Genomic DNA, 14,422 nt, shown 5'->3' on the forward strand with positions numbered 1-14,422 from the left:
GTGATTAGCACTATCCTATGTACTTACACATGGAAGTTTCAGAAGCTACCCGCCTCAAACGCACCTTCATTCTTTACCTAACTGGAATAACCATGGCCGTTAACCTCGAAAACCTTTCCCCCAAAGAACTGCAAGCCATCATTGCTGAAGCGGAATCCAAGATGAAATCGGCCCACTCGAACCTCGTTGAAGATGTACGCAAAAAGATTGATGCCTTGTTGAACATCAGTGGCTTGACCTTGGCTGAGGTCTACCCAACCCGTGGAGGCAAGAAAGCGCCGGGCACGAAAAGTTCGGTTGCCCCAAAGTACCGTGACCTTGTTGATCCGACGAAGACCTGGTCCGGGCGCGGCCGTCAGCCTTTATGGTTTACTCAAGCCATCAAGAGACGCGGCGTAACTGCTGAGAGTCTTTTGATTGGTGGAACCACCCCCAAAGCTCCTGCCAAAACGGCAAAGAAGGCCACCAAGAAAGCAGTCAAGAAGTCCGCAGCCAAGAAGACGGCAAAAGCGTAAGTTCTACCTTCAGTCCTAAAACTCTAAACCCTGCATGAGCAATCTTGCGGGGCTTTTTCTTGGGCAAAGTTCAGCAGACTACCGGCTCCTTATTACTGAAGCGACGACGTCCCCTCAGTTTTGAGTAGCACAGCGGTTTGGAGTCCAATCCCCCCACTGACGGAGATTGGAGGTGAAAAAGCGCTTTTCCGATGAACAGATTATTGGCTTCCTACGTGAGGCCGAAGCCTCGGAAACCTGTGAAACCGGGACGAAGTGGACTACCCCCGATTTCTCGGACGGATTAATTAGTCACCCGCGCCATGCTCTCAAACACTTCGGGCGAGCGATAGTCCAAGCTGCTGTGTAGCCGCTGGCGGTTGTAGAAGCTCTCGATGTAGTCGAAGACTTGGCTCCTGGCCGTATCGCGATCGACGAACCGCTCGTGGTGCGTCAGCTCCTGTTTGAGCGAGGCGAAGAAGCTTTCCATCACGGCGTTGTCGTAAGGCATACCCTTGCGGCTCATACTGGCGATCAGGCCAGCCGCTTGAAGCTGCTGCTGATAGGCCTTGCTGGTGTACTGCGAGCCCTGATCGCTGTGGTGGATGGTCTCTTTGGGTGGATGTCGGCGTGCGAGCGCCATCGTCAAGGCATCGCTGGCGAGTGCCTGGTCAGGACGTTCGCTCATGGCCCAGCCGATAATGCGCCGGCTGTACATATCCAGCACGGCGGCCAGGTACAGCCAACCCTGCTGCGTCGGTGTCGCCACCCATATCATCCCCAGGGCCACACCCCCGGCAGTTCATACAGCAGGCTGTAACCCGCCGCCCTACTTGCAGAGGTGGGCCATGAAGTCGTGACAATACGCTTCACCACTATAGCCATCCCAAAATCGCAACATCCAAGAAAGTTGTGAGGTGAAGCTCGATGCAAAAACAGGTCCACATAAGACTTAAACCATTCTCGCTTAGACATCGGCGACTCGTAGAGAAGGGTTCGCTTCCAGACCTATCGGCACAAGCGCGGCGCCGTCTTTGGATTACGCTTAGAGAGATTGACGAGCCCTTCTACTACAGCCCGCCCGACAATCCCGGGTGGAACGAGCAATCGTCAGACATCCAAGAAGTCGAGCACCTTTATGCCAGGCTATTGGGCACGCCCAAGCCAGAATCGGCTCGCTATGTCGGAGAAGTCATCGAAGAGATAATCCAAACAGGAAAGGTCGAGTCTGCACTCGATGTGCTCGAATGTTTCTTGGCGTGGCTTGATGCTGAGCGACGCGATGAAGCACAAACAGCTATCAATGATGTCTTCCGTGACTACACATGCCGATGGCGGATGAGCGACGGCCAAGGTCTTATCGTTGATGATGACTTCATGGAGGACATCGTCTTGGCCGATACGCCACCAATCCTAGCGTTAGCGTCGTTTAGCGGAGCAAAAGATGAGTTTCAGCGCGCACGAAACGAACTCACGGAAGGCAACATCCGCGACGCCATCTTCTATGCAGGCGCGAGTGTAGAAAGCGCCTTCAAGGCTGCTTTGGGAAACTCTCCCAAGACGGGGATTGACCTGACCCAAGCTTATGCCAACGCGAATCTCCTGGAGGGCTTGCCAAAGTCGAAAGCTCAATCTTTGCAGAAGGCACTAATGCCCACAGCAACTCTTCGAAATGAGCTTGCGGGCCACGGGCACGGCTCGGACACTCTGGAAATTCCCGTAGAGTATGGCGAGCTAGCCATCAATCTCGCAGCAGCCGTTAACACCTTTGTCAGCCGCCAGCATCTGAAGCGCGTGGAATCCAAAACACTTCCAAAACCTCAAGAAAAAGCCACCGAAATATCGCCTCCAACGCGGCCAACATGGAATGATGACGTACCCTTCTGACCATAGCTCACGGCTTGAAAAATGACTTTCGCGCGGCCTGGCAGGTAGAACATGAGTGAACCTAAGAAGCATCACTATGTCCCGAGGTTCTACCTCAAAAATTTCTCGACCAACAGAAAGCAAATCAATCTCTACAACTTTGCTGGCGACCGGTTCATTACAGAGGCCGGTGTTGATGGTCAGTGTTATAAGCGGAAATTGCACGCCTTTGAGCCAGGCCTTGAGAAGAGGCTAGGAGTAATGGAAGCGGCAGCCTCCATCGTCATCCGCTCTGTGATAGATGGAAAGGCACTTCCTCCCCGTGGCACGAAAGAATGGCTGGACCTTCTCATATTCTTGGTGTTCCAAAAAGCACGAACAACCCGCTCCATCCAGTCCGCAGACACCATGAATCAATTTCTGCGAGAGCAGGTAAACAAGGGCCCGGAAGAAGCTCCAGAGGCCTTCATCAAAGAGATGATGGAGGACCAAACGCCTCCACTTAAAATCATCTTTAGCTCGCTACCGCAAATGATGTTTGTGGCCGCCGACCTCCAGATGCACCTCCTTGTCAACGAAACCTCCGAACAGTTCATTACCGGCGACGACCCAGTGGTCTCCCACAACTTGTACTGCGAGGGCATCACGTACAGAGGCGTTCTTGGATGGGATTGCCGGGGCTTGCAAGCATTCCTTCCCCTATCCCCAAGGCATCTTTTGATGCTGTACGACGCAGACACCTACAGAGTGACTGGTGACCCAGGGGCAAGACACGTAACCACCTTGAAGGACATACGGGACGTGCGTTGCTTCAACACCTTTCAAGCGCTTAATGCGCACGAGAATCTGTATTTTATGGACGACGTGAATCCAGAATTCGAGGCGTTCTGCCGTGATAGCAAGGCACGTCGCCCCCAGGGTCGCACCACTTTCGTAACCACAAAGATGGCAAAGAACGCGGATGGCTCGATGGAACAAATCGTGCACAGCTTCGAAGCGCTTCTGCCAATTCGTCTCAGCCCGAATCTCATTAAAATACGCCGCGAATACAGCTCCATTCCTCTCCACAAGAGAGGAGCGATGTACCGTCATCGACTACCAAAGAACACGCACCCAAGGATTGGGTCACACGTACGTTACGAAGTAGACGATATCCAGCTTCGGTAATGCGTCGCACGCTCAAAAATCATGCAAAGGGGAACCATGGAAACCGCAATCTTCGGCCTGATTGGTGTTGTAGTCGGTGCACTCCTAACCATCTTCAAAGAATGGTGGTTCAAGGCAAGAGACAAGCGGAAAGATACGCAATATCTAGCAATTCTTATCGCCTCGATGCTAGAGCGCTTTTTAGCCGGATGCGCTGAAGTCGTTGGCGATGATGGCTTGTTCCACGGCCAGCCCGATAGCGATGGGAATAGGAGGACCCAAACCGTCCCACCTACCTTTGAGCCCTTATCCGCTGAGGTTGAATGGAAGGCTTTGCCAGCAAAGCTGATGAACGACTTGTTGAGCTTTCCGCTTGAAATTGAATCCGCAAAGGCAAAAATTCATAACGTTGGCGAGTTTGTTAGCGACCCGCCAGACTTTGAGGAATTTTTTCAAGAACGCCAGTATCAATATGCCCTTCTAGGCATACGTGCTTCTAAGTTGTCTGCAAGCCTTCGCTCTCATGCACACCTCCCATCCAGACCAACAGATGGCGATTGGAATCCAGTTGAGTACATGCGGTCACGGCTTGCAAAGATTGACCATGACCGAGAGGAATATGCGAAAGCCAACGCGCTTGCTTTCGCTTCACTTCAAACTGGCATAGAGAGCAGCCAACAGATGACCAACACCTAAGGACGAACATGCCCAAATATCAGGGAGTCATCGTCGATAAGTCGCTTCTTCAGGCCTGCCCACCTGAGCTTTTTGCAGAGACAGCGAAGAAGTATCAGCTTCTGATGCCTGATTCACCGTTCTACGAAATGCTATCGAATGAGGGATTTCGAGCTCGCTGCTTCAGGAAACCACCAGATGGTATACGTATGCCAGGTTTTCCAGCCTGCCCCTTAACGGTCAGGCATCCAGACCGCTGAAGTTCAGGTCCATATAGTAGGTCCGGAAGTGCTGCCCTACCGCCTTGCAGTACTGCGCAACCTCAATCCAGAAGGGTGCGACGTACACGTGGCGGATTGAGATGAAGTGCTCTCCATCGAAGCCCTCATCTAAACCTCCAAGACCGTAACGCTCCAGTGCTTCATAGCTTCGCCTAAGCTTCGCACGCGACATGTTGAGAGCAGTCCTCAGGTCCTCTGCTGGAATTGTCGTCTTATGGATTCCGATTTTCATCAGCCCATTGTCCTCGACAGTCAGCATTCGCTCCACTACAGCACCCAGAAAGATGCGGGTGTCGTGAGGCACGTTTTTATAGGTCTCAAGGTATTTCTGCACCTCACTCAGATACACCTTCTTCTCATCCTGGTTGTCTGAATTAAGGTAGGGGGAGTCTGACTGCTTGTGCATCGCGTCCAAGTTCTTAGGCGGTATGAGCTCGTCGGACTGAGTCCAGTCCTTGAGCCCTTCCAGAATGGCCTTTTCCGGATTTTGAAAGCGCTGCTCGTGGTCCGCCTTCATCTTCCGCATCCTCTCGACGGTCCAGGCCTCTACGTCATTGGTCTTTTTGTGGTGCTTGTAGCAAAGCAGGACCAAATTTTCTGGATGGCGCCGCTGTTCGTTCGTCATCTTCGGATTGAAGCGCTCCCCACCCTCCTCTGCCCCTTCGATATGCGCCACCTGGGCGATGAACTCACCATCCGCATCAATGAGAAGATGGACGCAATCAGGGAAGGCGCACAGATTTCCGGACAATGCAAAGAGCTGACGAATCGTCGCCTTCGTAGGTGTAAGCCGTTTGGGCTCTTCTTTGCTCGTGCTCGTGCTCATGCCAAGTCCTAGTCCAGGGTCGAAAAGTCAAGAAGATTGAAGTATCTCGACGGATTGATGCCAAGTTTCCTCGCAAAGAGCACCAGCTCTATGAAGAAGGGGCAATCAGCCGCCCATCAATGTGGGGCTAAAAGTGGGGCTGTATTTTTACCAGAAACAAAAAAGCCACTGAAAACAGTGGCTTTAGTGTATTTGCTGGCGGAGAGAGTGGGATTCGAACCCACGGTAGGCTCACACCTACGGCAGTTTTCAAGACTGCTGCCTTAAACCACTCGGCCATCTCTCCATGAACTTTTGCTCGATGGTCGCCTTGCGCACTCCATCGGTTTATATCTTTAGCGCTGGCTAAGTGCCGCAGTTTATCAGGAACCTGGTGCGGGACGAACCGGGGTGTCTTTTTTCGAGAGGGCGATCAGGCAGCCGACGACGATGGCGATGGGAATGGCGGCGGCGAGCAGCGGAAACAGCAGCACCGGTTCGCGGCAGACCATGGGCACGATCTGTGTGGCGCTGGCCAGCGCCACGGTCCACAGGCGCCAGCGGCGGCTGTGGCGACCGAACCAAAAGCCAGCCAGCACCAGTATCAGGGCGGCGACGGAGAGGGTCAGGTCGAGCGTGGGCAGTTGCCATACCGTGGCGAAGGCGAGGCGCGTGCCGATGAACGACGCGAGCACGACGAGCAGGCAGATGCTGGTGACCTTTTCCACCTTGCTCCAGCGTCCCTGCGGCTGGCTGCTCGGCGTCGGGCCACTTTGCACCGGTGCGTTCATGCAATGCGATCCAGCCCGGCCATGTACGGGCGCAGCACCTCGGGCACGACGATCGAGCCATCGGCCTGCTGGAAGTTTTCCATCACGGCGATGAGGGTGCGGCCGATGGCGAGGCCGGAGCCGTTCAAGGTGTGCACGAGCTCGGGCTTGCCGGTGTCGGCGTTGCGCACGCGTGCCTGCAGCCGGCGCGCCTGGAAATCCTCGCAGTTGGAGCAGCTGGAGATTTCGCGGTAGGTCTGCTGGCTCGGCAGCCACACTTCGAGGTCGTAGGTTTTGGTCGACTGAAAACCCATGTCGCCGGTGCACAGCAGCAGCTTGCGATACGGCAGGCCGAGCTTCTGCAGCACGGTTTCGGCATGCCCGACCATTTCCTCGAGCTGGTCGTAGGAGTCGGCGGCGCGCGCCACCTGCACCATCTCGACTTTCTCGAACTGGTGCTGGCGGATCATGCCGCGCGTGTCGCGGCCATAGCTGCCGGCCTCCGCGCGAAAGCACAGCGAGTGCGCGGTGAAACGCAGCGGCAGCGCGTCGGCATCCTGGATGGTGTCGCGCACCAGGTTGGTCAGCGACACTTCGGCCGTGGGGATCAGGTAACGCGTGGTCTCACCGATCTCGGTGGCGAACAGGTCGTCCTTGAACTTCGGCAGCTGGGTGGTGGCCAGCATGCTTTCGGCATTGACGATCACCGGCACGTTGCATTCGAGATAGCCGTGCTCGCCGGTGTGCAGGTCGAGCATGAACTGGCCGAGCGCGCGGTGCAGGCGCGCCAGCTGGCCGCGCAGTACGGTGAAGCGCGCGCCGGACAGTTTGGCGCCGGCATCGCCATCGAGCCAGCCGTGCTTTTCGCCGAGTTCGACGTGATCCTTCACCGCGAAATCGAACGTCGCCGGCGTGCCCCAGCGGCAGACTTCGAGGTTGTCGCTCTCGTCCTTGCCGATCGGTACGGACGCATGCGGAATATTGGGGATGACCAGCGAGATGCCGGACAGCTTGGCCTGCACGTCGGCCAGCGCCTGCTCGTTGGCCTTGAGCTTGTCGCCGATGCCGGCGACCTCGGCCATCAGCGGCGCCACGTCTTCGCCCTTGCCCTTCGCCTGGCCGATCGCCTTGGAACGCGTGTTGCGCAGGTTCTGCAGATCCTGCGTTTCGGTGGACAGCTGCTTGCGGGTGTTTTCCAGCGCCTCGATTTCGGATACGTCGAGCGCGTAGCCGCGCGTTTCCTTCAGGCGTGCGGCGGTTTCGGCGAGGCGCGAACGCAGCAGTGCGGGATCCAGCATGATCGAGTCCAGAATGAGGCTTGAGCAGTGAATTATCGCCGCCGGGTGGCAATACCCGCAATGACGATCGCTCAAGCCGCGTGGCTACTTGCCGCGCGCCTGCGCCCTTGCGGCGCGCAGAGCCAGCAGCTTTTCGCGCAGCTGCAGCTCCAGCCCGCGCTCGACTGGCTCGTAGAACACGCTGCCGGCCAGCTCGTCGGGCAGGCACTGCTGATCGAGCGCGATGCCGCCTTCGGCGTCGTGGTCGTATTGGTAGCCCTTGCCGTAGCCCAGGCCTTTCATCAGCTTGGTCGGCGCGTTGCGCAGGTGCATCGGTACTTCGAGCGTGCCCTGCTCTTTGATCGCGGCCCGCGCCTTGTTGTAGGCCATATAGGCCGCGTTGCTCTTGGGTGCGATGGCCAGCCAGATCGCCAGCTGCGCCAGCCCCAGCTCGCCCTCGGGGCTGCCCAGGCGCTCGTAGGTGTCCCACGCGTCCAGCGCCATGCGCCAGGCGCGTGGCTCGGCCAGGCCCACGTCCTCGACCGCCATGCGCGTCATGCGACGGGCCAGGTACAGCGGATCGACGCCGCCGTCGAGCATGCGGCACAGCCAGTACACCGCCGCGTCGGGGTCGGACGAGCGTACGGATTTGTGCAGCGCCGAGATCTGGTCGTAGAACTGCTCGCCCTGCTTGTCGAAGCGGCGCGTGCGGTCGGCCAGCACCTGGCTCAGGGTGGCGTCGTCGATTCTGCCTTTTTCGGCGAGCTCAGCCGCGATTTCCAGCAGGGTCAGCGCGCGGCGCACGTCGCCGTCGGCAGCCTGTGCGATGGAATCGAGCGAGCTATCGGCCACCTGCAGGTGCTGATCGCCGAGGCCGCGCTCGGTATCTCGCAGCGCGCGCTTGAGAGCAGCGACAATGTCGTCTTTCGAAATCGGCTCCAGCACGTGCACGCGGCAGCGCGACAGCAGCGCGGAGTTCAGCTCGAACGAGGGGTTTTCGGTAGTGGCACCGATAAAGATGATCACGCCTTTTTCGATGTGCGGCAGAAAGGCGTCCTGCTGGGTCTTGTTGAAGCGATGCACCTCGTCGACAAAGAGCACGGTCTGCCGCCCCTGGGCGAAATTCACCTCGGCTTCGGCCAGCGCCTTGCGCACGTCCGGCAGGCCGGAAAGCACGGCGGAAATCGCGCGGAAATCCGCGTCGGCATAGCGCGCCACCAGCAGCGCCAGCGTGGTCTTGCCGCAGCCGGGCGGCCCCCAGAGCACCATCGAGTGGACCTTGCCGGCTTCCAGCGCGCGGCGCAGCGCTTTGTCCGCTGCGACGAGGCGCTGCTGGCCGACGATCTCGTCGAGACTGCGCGGACGCATGCGCTCGGCCAGCGGCTTGAGCGCATCGGATTCAGGAAACAGGCCGGCGGTGGGCGTGGTGTTGGAGCGAGGCATCGGCCGATGATACGACATGCCCCGTCAGGCGCCGGTGTGGGCCTCGCGCCGCATGGTGGACTGCCGATAGATGCCGTAACCGAGCCCGCACAGGCCGGTGAGTGTGGCCGGTATCAGCAGCGTGCGCTCTTGCATGACGCGAAACAGCAGTGCGCCGACAATGCCGCCAAACAAAAAACAACCCGCCACCAGCAGGCAGACGCGGATCCGCAGCGTGTCCACCTCCAGCCCGCGCAGGCGTTGGCCGAGGTAGATGCCCAGATCGGTGAAAATGCCGGACACGTGAGTGGTACGAAACACCATGCCGCTGTACGTGCTGGCCATGCCGTTCTGCAGCCCGCACGCCATCGATGCGAAGTACAGGCCCAGCGGATGCTGCGCCACCAGCAGCGGCACCGCGGCAAACAACAGCATCGATTCGAACACCAGCGCCACGCCGTAGCGCCGGCCCAGCTTGAGCGTGCTCTGCTGCACGATCAGGCCGCTGAGCGTGGCACCAATGACAAACGCCGCGATCGACAGCACCCAATGCAGCGCCTCGCCGCCGTCGCCGGTGGCCACGGCGATGCCGAGCAGGCTGGTGGAACCGGTCAGATTGCTGATCGACTGGTGCCGAAAGCCCATGTAGCCGGCGGCGTTGATCACCCCGGCGATGAAAGCGAGCACGCCACCGCCGATCCACGCCCAGGTCTGCAACTGACGCAGCACAGGCACGATCGGGCTCAGTCTTTCAGCGGCTGGGTGGTGATTACCGGCGCATCGCCGATCACGTCGGTGCCCTTCGGCGGCACGAAGTTGAAGGTGGTCGCAGGCACTGCCGCGTTACGCTGCCAGCCGGAGAAGCGGATATCGGTGGTGGCGCCGAGCTGATCGCGAAACGTCATGCGCGCCAGGCCGTTGGCGTCGAAGCCGAGGTCGGCATAGTCGAACTGCGGGTCCTTGCTGGTGGAGGTGAGCCGCAGCCACTGCAGGCCGTCGCGTTCGCCCTGCTCGCTCACCTTGAAGTTCTTGTCGATCTGCTTGACGTCGGTGAGCACGGTCAGCGGGCTGTGCGCCTCTTCGCTGCTCTGCACGCGCACGGTGACCTGCTCGAGCTCGGGATCGTAGATCCACACCCGGCTGCCGTCGGCGACGATGGTCTGCTTGTACGGCGTCAGCGTGTCCCAGCGAAATTCGCGCGGCGCTTCCAGCGCGAGGGTGCCGGCGCTGGTCTTGGTGGACTTGCCGTTGATATCGGTCAGCGACTGGTTGAACTGCCCGGTCAGCGAATGCAGGTTCTGCGCAAACGCGTCCAGCCGCGCGCGCGCCGCACCAGCCGGTTCCGCGTGGGCCGCACACACGCCCAAAGCGAGAGCGGCGGTGGATAGAAGAAGGGTCAGGCGCTTCATGGAATTTCCTGCAACGATAGGTGGATGCGTCGACGCGCAGTTTGCGCAGCGGCGACTTAATGGCAGCTAGTCTAAGACCGCAGACCCGGTGCCGATACACGCTCGACCTGCCGAGGCATTGAACTCATGACGCGTCACCTCGTTGTCAGCCGGACCGTTCACAGTAACTTTCCCACCGCTTGCGCAAGCTTTCCCCATGAATGACCAAACCACGAAACACCCTGAAATCTGGCTGATCCGCCACGGCGAAACCGAGTGGAGCCTGTCCGGACAGCACACCGGCCGCACCGATATTCCGCTGACCGAGAACGGCCGGCGCCAGGCCGAAGCGCTGCGGCCGGTGCTGGCGCAGCAGCCGTTCGACCGGGTGCTGTGCAGCCCGCTGACCCGCGCCCAGGACACCTGCCGCCTGGCGGGCCTCGGTGCTCAGATGGAACTGGAACCGCGCCTGCTGGAGTGGAATTACGGCATCTACGAAGGCCGCAAGACGCAGGACATCCGCCAGGAAACGCCGGGCTGGTCGGTGTGGGATTCGCCGATGCCCGAAGGCGAGGACGTGGCGGCGATCCAGCGGCGCGCCGAGTCCCTGATCGGCCACCTGCTGACGCTGGACGGGCGTATCGCCCTGTTTGCCCATGCGCATATCCTGCGCGTGCTGGCCGGCTGCTGGATGGCCGACGATGCCCGCCTGGGTGCGCATCTGGTGCTCGGCACCGCATCGATCAGCAAGCTCGGCTTCGAACGCGACGAACGCGCGATCACGCAGTGGAACGCGCTGCACCACTGATCGCCAAACACCCTGCCCTCATCGCAAGACATGCCCATGCAACCTATCCGTACCGGCCTGATCGGCTACGGCGCCGCCGGCGCCACGTTCCATGCGCCGCTGATCGCGGTGGAGCCGCGCCTGCAGCTGGCGCGTATCGCGAGCAGCCGGCGCGACGCAATCGCCCGTGCTTTTCCCGAGGTGCACATCGATGACTCGCCCGAAGCGCTGATCGAAAGCGCCGAGGTCGATCTCGTCGTTATCGCCACACCCAACGAAACCCACTACCCGCTCGCGCTGGCTGCGTTGCGGGCCGGCAAGCATGTGGTGATCGACAAGCCATTTGCGGTGACGGTGGCGCAAGCGGAAACGCTGGTTGCGGAATCGGAAAAGCGCGGCCTGAGGCTGAGCGTATTTCAGAACCGGCGCTGGGACGGCGACTTCCTCACCGTTGCCGATCTGATCCATCGCGACGTGCTCGGTTCGATCAATTATGTCGAATCGCATTTCGACCGCTTTCGTCCCGCCATCAAGCAAGGCTGGCGTGAACAGGCCAAGCCCGGCTCCGGCGTCTTCGTCGACCTGGGCGCGCATCTGATCGATCAGGCGCTGCAGCTGTTCGGAATGCCGGAGGCAGTCACCGCGGACATCGCGATCCAGCGCGAGCAGGCTCAGATCGACGATTATTTTCATGTCGTGCTTCGCTACGGCCGGCGCCGGGTGGTGCTGCACGCCTCGATGCTGGCCGCGGCACCCGGCCCGCGCTTCACGGTGCACGGTTCGCTGGGCAGTCTGATCATCACCGGCCTCGACGGACAGGAAGCCGCCCTCAAGGCAGGCAAGACGCCGAGCGGCAGCAACTGGGGCAGCAGCACATACACCTCGACAGCCGTGCTCACGCGCGCTGATAAAGATGAAAAAGAAAACATCGAGGTCGCTGCAGGCAACTACCCCTGCTTCTACCGCGGCATGGCCGCCGCCATCGCCGACGAAGGCGACGTGCCGGTGTCGCCGCGCCAAGCACTCGACGCCATGCGCATCATCGAGCTGACGCAGCGCAGTGCCAGCGAAGGCCGAACGATCGCTTTGCCGTAAATCGCGCGAACGCTACAAGCCAGTCGGCCTGCCCTCATCTAAACGAAATGGCCGCGCATGGACGCTTTGGATAGCGTCCATGCACGAATCCACACGATCAGTTCTTCGGCGGCGGCGGCGCCAGCACTTCGCGGTTGCCGTTGTGCTGGGGTGCGCTGACGACGCCGTCGGCCTCCATCTGTTCGACCAGTCGGGCGGCACGGTTGTAGCCGATGCGCAGATGGCGCTGCACGCCGGAGATCGACGCGCGGCGGGTCTGCGTGACGATGGCGACCGCCTTGTCGTACAGCACGGTTTCGGCGTCGCCGCCGCCTTCTTCGCCGTCCTGCGGCAGGCCGGAGTCGTTGATGAACTTGCCGTCGCTGGTGGCTTGTACTTCTTCCAACACGCCTTCGATGTACTGCGGCGCGCCCTGCGATTTCAGCCACGCGACGACCTGATGCACCTCGTGGTCGTCCACGAAAGCACCGTGCACGCGCTCGGGCGTGGCCGTGCCCGGCGGCAGGTAAAGCATGTCGCCGTGACCCAGCAGCGCCTCGGCGCCGGACTGGTCGAGAATGGTGCGCGAGTCGATCTTGCTGGAAACCTGGAAGGCGATGCGCGTGGGGATATTCGCCTTGATCAGGCCGGTAATCACGTCGACCGACGGACGCTGCGTGGCGAGTATCAGATGCACGCCGGCGGCACGCGCCTTCTGCGCCAGTCGCGCGATCAGCTCTTCGACCTTCTTGCCGACGATCATCATCATGTCGGCGAACTCGTCGATGATGATGACGATGTACGGCAGCGGCTCCAGCTGCTCGGCGGCGAGGTTGGGCATTTCTGGGTTGGGCCGGAACAGCGGATCGAGCAGCGGCTGGCCGGCGTTCTCGGCGTCCTTTACCTTTTTGTTGAAACCGCCGAGGTTGCGCACGCCCACCGCCGCCATCAGCTTGTAGCGGCGCTCCATTTCGGCAACGCACCAGCGCAGCGCGTTGGCCGCCTCCTTCATGTCGGTGACCACCGGCGCCAGCAGATGCGGGATGCCCTCGTACACCGAGAGCTCCAGCATCTTCGGGTCGATCATGATCATGCGCACGTCTTTCGAGCTGGCCTTGTACAACAGGCTCAGCACCATCGCATTGACCGCCACCGATTTGCCCGAGCCGGTGGTGCCCGCCACGAGCAGATGCGGCATCTTGGCCAGATCCACCACCACGGGCTTGCCGCCGATGTCCTTGCCCAGCGCCAGCGCCAGCGGCGACTTCAGCTGGTCGTACTTGTCCGAGCGCAGAATCTCCGACAGATAGACGATCTGCTTGTTGGTATTGGGGATTTCCAGGCCAATGACGTTTTTGCCCGGAATCACGTCGACCACTCGCACGCTGACCACGGACAGGCCGCGGGCGATGTCCTTGTCCAGGCTCGACACCTGCGAACCGCGCACGCCGGCGGCCGGCTCCATCTCGAAGCGGGTGATCACCGGGCCCGGATAGGCGCCGACGACCTTCGCCTCGATCTTGAAGTCCTTGAGCTTGAACTCGACCTGGCGCGAAAGCACTTCGAGCGTCTCTTCTGAATAGCCCGGCCCCTGCGGCGGCGCCTCGTCCAGCAGCGACAGCGGCGGCAGCTCGCCCGGCGTGGCCGCTCCCGCAAACAGCGGAATCTGCGTTTCCAGTTTGGCTCGCTCGCTCTTCGCTACCGGCGCTGGCGGCGACTCGATGCGCACGGGCTCGCGATTGGCCTGCTTGACCGCGTCGGCCTTCTTCACCACGTCGCGCTCGGTGCGGGCCTGGCGTGCCGCCATGGCCTGCGGCGCTTCGCGCATCTTGCCCTTGAACCAGCCGGCCAGACGCAGCACGGCCTGACCGGTCCAATCCATCAGCTTGAACCACGACAGCCCCGTGGCCAGCGTCACGGCCACCAGAAACAGCGCCAGCAGCAGCAGCGGCGCACCCTTGTCCAAAGCTTGCGAAAGAGGACGCCCCACCCAAAGGCCGATGATGCCGCCGGCGCCCTGCGGCGGCACGGGATCGTCGCCAAAGTTGAGATACAGCAGTGCGGGGCCGGTGATGAAGAAAAACACCGAGCCGATCAGCCGCAGCGACGGCTCCCACGCGTGCACGCGCCGCTCGCCGCGCTGACGCAGCACCTGCACGCCCAGCAACAGCAGCAGCAGCGGAAAGCAGTAGGCGACGTAGCCGAAGATCCAGCGCAGCAGGTCGGCGATATGCGCGCCGAAGGTGCCGCCGAAGTTCTGCACGATGTTGATCTGGCTGGCGTTGGTCCAGCTCGGATCGCGAGCGTCGTAGCTGAGCAGGCAGACCAGCAGATACAGCGCCAGCGGCATCAGCAGCAGAGCGCCTGCTTCACGCAGCCGGCGCTTCAGCTCCTCGCTGAGGCCTTCCTTGGGTTGCTGTTTTGCGGTTGCAATGCG

14 protein-coding genes and 1 tRNA gene are annotated in these 14,422 nt (G+C 60.5%); 6 read left to right on the plus strand and 9 right to left on the minus strand.

Annotation, left to right across the window (positions count from 1 at the left end; translation table 11 throughout):
* Positions 1-29: 29 nt before the first annotated feature.
* Positions 30-515, plus strand: coding sequence for an H-NS histone family protein (locus HDE78_RS01590; RefSeq protein WP_255457547.1), 486 nt, complete (start codon positions 30-32; stop codon positions 513-515).
* A gap of 283 nt (positions 516-798) precedes the next feature.
* On the opposite strand, the gene HDE78_RS01595 is transcribed toward HDE78_RS01590, so the two are convergent.
* Complete coding sequence (locus HDE78_RS01595; protein ID WP_179476765.1) at positions 799-1,263, minus strand: IS3 family transposase; 465 nt, start codon at positions 1,261-1,263, stop codon at positions 799-801.
* Between the two features lie 158 nt (positions 1,264-1,421).
* Here HDE78_RS01595 and HDE78_RS01600 point away from each other — a divergent pair, with 158 nt between their 5' ends.
* Genes HDE78_RS01600 through HDE78_RS01610 form a run of 3 tightly spaced genes read left to right on the plus strand, consistent with a single transcriptional unit; the run spans position 1,422 to position 4,202 of the window.
* Entirely contained in the window at positions 1,422-2,381 is a 960-nt protein-coding gene (locus HDE78_RS01600) for a hypothetical protein (RefSeq protein ID WP_179476766.1), read from the plus strand.
* 51 nt (positions 2,382-2,432) lie between these two features.
* Positions 2,433-3,527 carry a DUF4238 domain-containing protein gene (locus HDE78_RS01605; protein WP_179476767.1) on the plus strand — a complete coding sequence of 365 codons (1,095 nt, stop codon included), beginning with the start codon at positions 2,433-2,435 and terminating at the stop codon, positions 3,525-3,527.
* A gap of 36 nt (positions 3,528-3,563) precedes the next feature.
* Positions 3,564-4,202: a hypothetical protein gene (locus HDE78_RS01610; RefSeq protein ID WP_179476768.1), complete on the plus strand. Its 639-nt coding sequence runs from the start codon at positions 3,564-3,566 to the stop codon at positions 4,200-4,202.
* A 219-nt stretch (positions 4,203-4,421) separates the two neighbouring features.
* Here HDE78_RS01610 and HDE78_RS01615 read toward each other — a convergent pair whose 3' ends face one another.
* From HDE78_RS01615 to lolA, 7 genes are all read right to left on the minus strand, one after another.
* Entirely contained in the window at positions 4,422-5,288 is an 867-nt protein-coding gene (locus HDE78_RS01615) for a hypothetical protein (protein WP_179476769.1), read from the minus strand.
* A gap of 196 nt (positions 5,289-5,484) precedes the next feature.
* Positions 5,485-5,574 (minus strand) — tRNA-Ser (locus HDE78_RS01620).
* A 76-nt stretch (positions 5,575-5,650) separates the two neighbouring features.
* Entirely contained in the window at positions 5,651-6,058 is a 408-nt protein-coding gene (locus HDE78_RS01625; protein ID WP_179476770.1) for an LrgA, read from the minus strand.
* A complete protein-coding gene (gene serS / locus HDE78_RS01630) occupies positions 6,055-7,335 on the minus strand; it encodes a serine--tRNA ligase (RefSeq protein WP_179476771.1) in 1,281 nt (426 codons plus the stop codon). Before serS ends, HDE78_RS01625 begins: the two co-directional genes overlap by 4 nt.
* A gap of 84 nt (positions 7,336-7,419) precedes the next feature.
* Entirely contained in the window at positions 7,420-8,775 is a 1,356-nt protein-coding gene (locus HDE78_RS01635) for a replication-associated recombination protein A (RefSeq protein WP_304624544.1), read from the minus strand.
* A gap of 6 nt (positions 8,776-8,781) precedes the next feature.
* Entirely contained in the window at positions 8,782-9,465 is a 684-nt protein-coding gene (locus HDE78_RS01640; RefSeq protein ID WP_343205650.1) for a YoaK family protein, read from the minus strand.
* A 14-nt stretch (positions 9,466-9,479) separates the two neighbouring features.
* Positions 9,480-10,145: an outer membrane lipoprotein chaperone LolA gene (gene lolA, locus HDE78_RS01645; protein WP_179476773.1), complete on the minus strand. Its 666-nt coding sequence runs from the start codon at positions 10,143-10,145 to the stop codon at positions 9,480-9,482.
* A gap of 196 nt (positions 10,146-10,341) precedes the next feature.
* On the opposite strand from lolA, the gene HDE78_RS01650 reads away from it, so the two are divergent.
* Both HDE78_RS01650 and HDE78_RS01655 read left to right on the plus strand, forming a co-directional pair.
* Positions 10,342-10,932 (plus strand): histidine phosphatase family protein, encoded by a 591-nt coding sequence (locus tag HDE78_RS01650; RefSeq protein ID WP_179476774.1) that lies wholly within the window; start codon positions 10,342-10,344, stop codon positions 10,930-10,932.
* Between the two features lie 36 nt (positions 10,933-10,968).
* Positions 10,969-12,006 (plus strand): oxidoreductase, encoded by a 1,038-nt coding sequence (locus tag HDE78_RS01655; protein WP_179476775.1) that lies wholly within the window; start codon positions 10,969-10,971, stop codon positions 12,004-12,006.
* 97 nt (positions 12,007-12,103) lie between these two features.
* Here the strand turns inward: HDE78_RS01655 and HDE78_RS01660 are convergent, their stop codons facing one another.
* Complete coding sequence (locus tag HDE78_RS01660; RefSeq protein ID WP_255457599.1) at positions 12,104-14,335, minus strand: DNA translocase FtsK; 2,232 nt, start codon at positions 14,333-14,335, stop codon at positions 12,104-12,106.
* Between the last annotated feature and the right edge of the window lie 87 nt (positions 14,336-14,422).

This window comes from Rhodanobacter sp. K2T2, assembly GCF_013408815.1.
In the GTDB taxonomy this organism is placed as follows: Bacteria; Pseudomonadota; Gammaproteobacteria; order Xanthomonadales; family Rhodanobacteraceae; genus Rhodanobacter.

Bases quoted from the DNA above. Each gene is read 5' to 3' on its own strand.
- HDE78_RS01590 (WP_255457547.1), top strand. From the start codon at position 30: ATGGAAGTTTCAGAAGCTACCCGCCTCAAACGCACCTTCATTCTTTAC.
- HDE78_RS01600 (WP_179476766.1), top strand. From the start codon at position 1,422: ATGCAAAAACAGGTCCACATAAGACTTAAACCATTCTCGCTTAGACAT.
- HDE78_RS01605 (WP_179476767.1), top strand. From the start codon at position 2,433: ATGAGTGAACCTAAGAAGCATCACTATGTCCCGAGGTTCTACCTCAAA.
- HDE78_RS01610 (WP_179476768.1), top strand. From the start codon at position 3,564: ATGGAAACCGCAATCTTCGGCCTGATTGGTGTTGTAGTCGGTGCACTC.
- HDE78_RS01615 (WP_179476769.1), bottom strand. From the start codon at position 5,288: ATGAGCACGAGCACGAGCAAAGAAGAGCCCAAACGGCTTACACCTACG.
- HDE78_RS01625 (WP_179476770.1), bottom strand. From the start codon at position 6,058: ATGAACGCACCGGTGCAAAGTGGCCCGACGCCGAGCAGCCAGCCGCAG.
- serS (WP_179476771.1), bottom strand. From the start codon at position 7,335: ATGCTGGATCCCGCACTGCTGCGTTCGCGCCTCGCCGAAACCGCCGCA.
- HDE78_RS01635 (WP_304624544.1), bottom strand. From the start codon at position 8,775: ATGTCGTATCATCGGCCGATGCCTCGCTCCAACACCACGCCCACCGCC.
- lolA (WP_179476773.1), bottom strand. From the start codon at position 10,145: ATGAAGCGCCTGACCCTTCTTCTATCCACCGCCGCTCTCGCTTTGGGC.
- HDE78_RS01650 (WP_179476774.1), top strand. From the start codon at position 10,342: ATGAATGACCAAACCACGAAACACCCTGAAATCTGGCTGATCCGCCAC.
- HDE78_RS01655 (WP_179476775.1), top strand. From the start codon at position 10,969: ATGCAACCTATCCGTACCGGCCTGATCGGCTACGGCGCCGCCGGCGCC.
- HDE78_RS01660 (WP_255457599.1), bottom strand. From the start codon at position 14,335: ATGCCGCTGGCGCTGTATCTGCTGGTCTGCCTGCTCAGCTACGACGCT.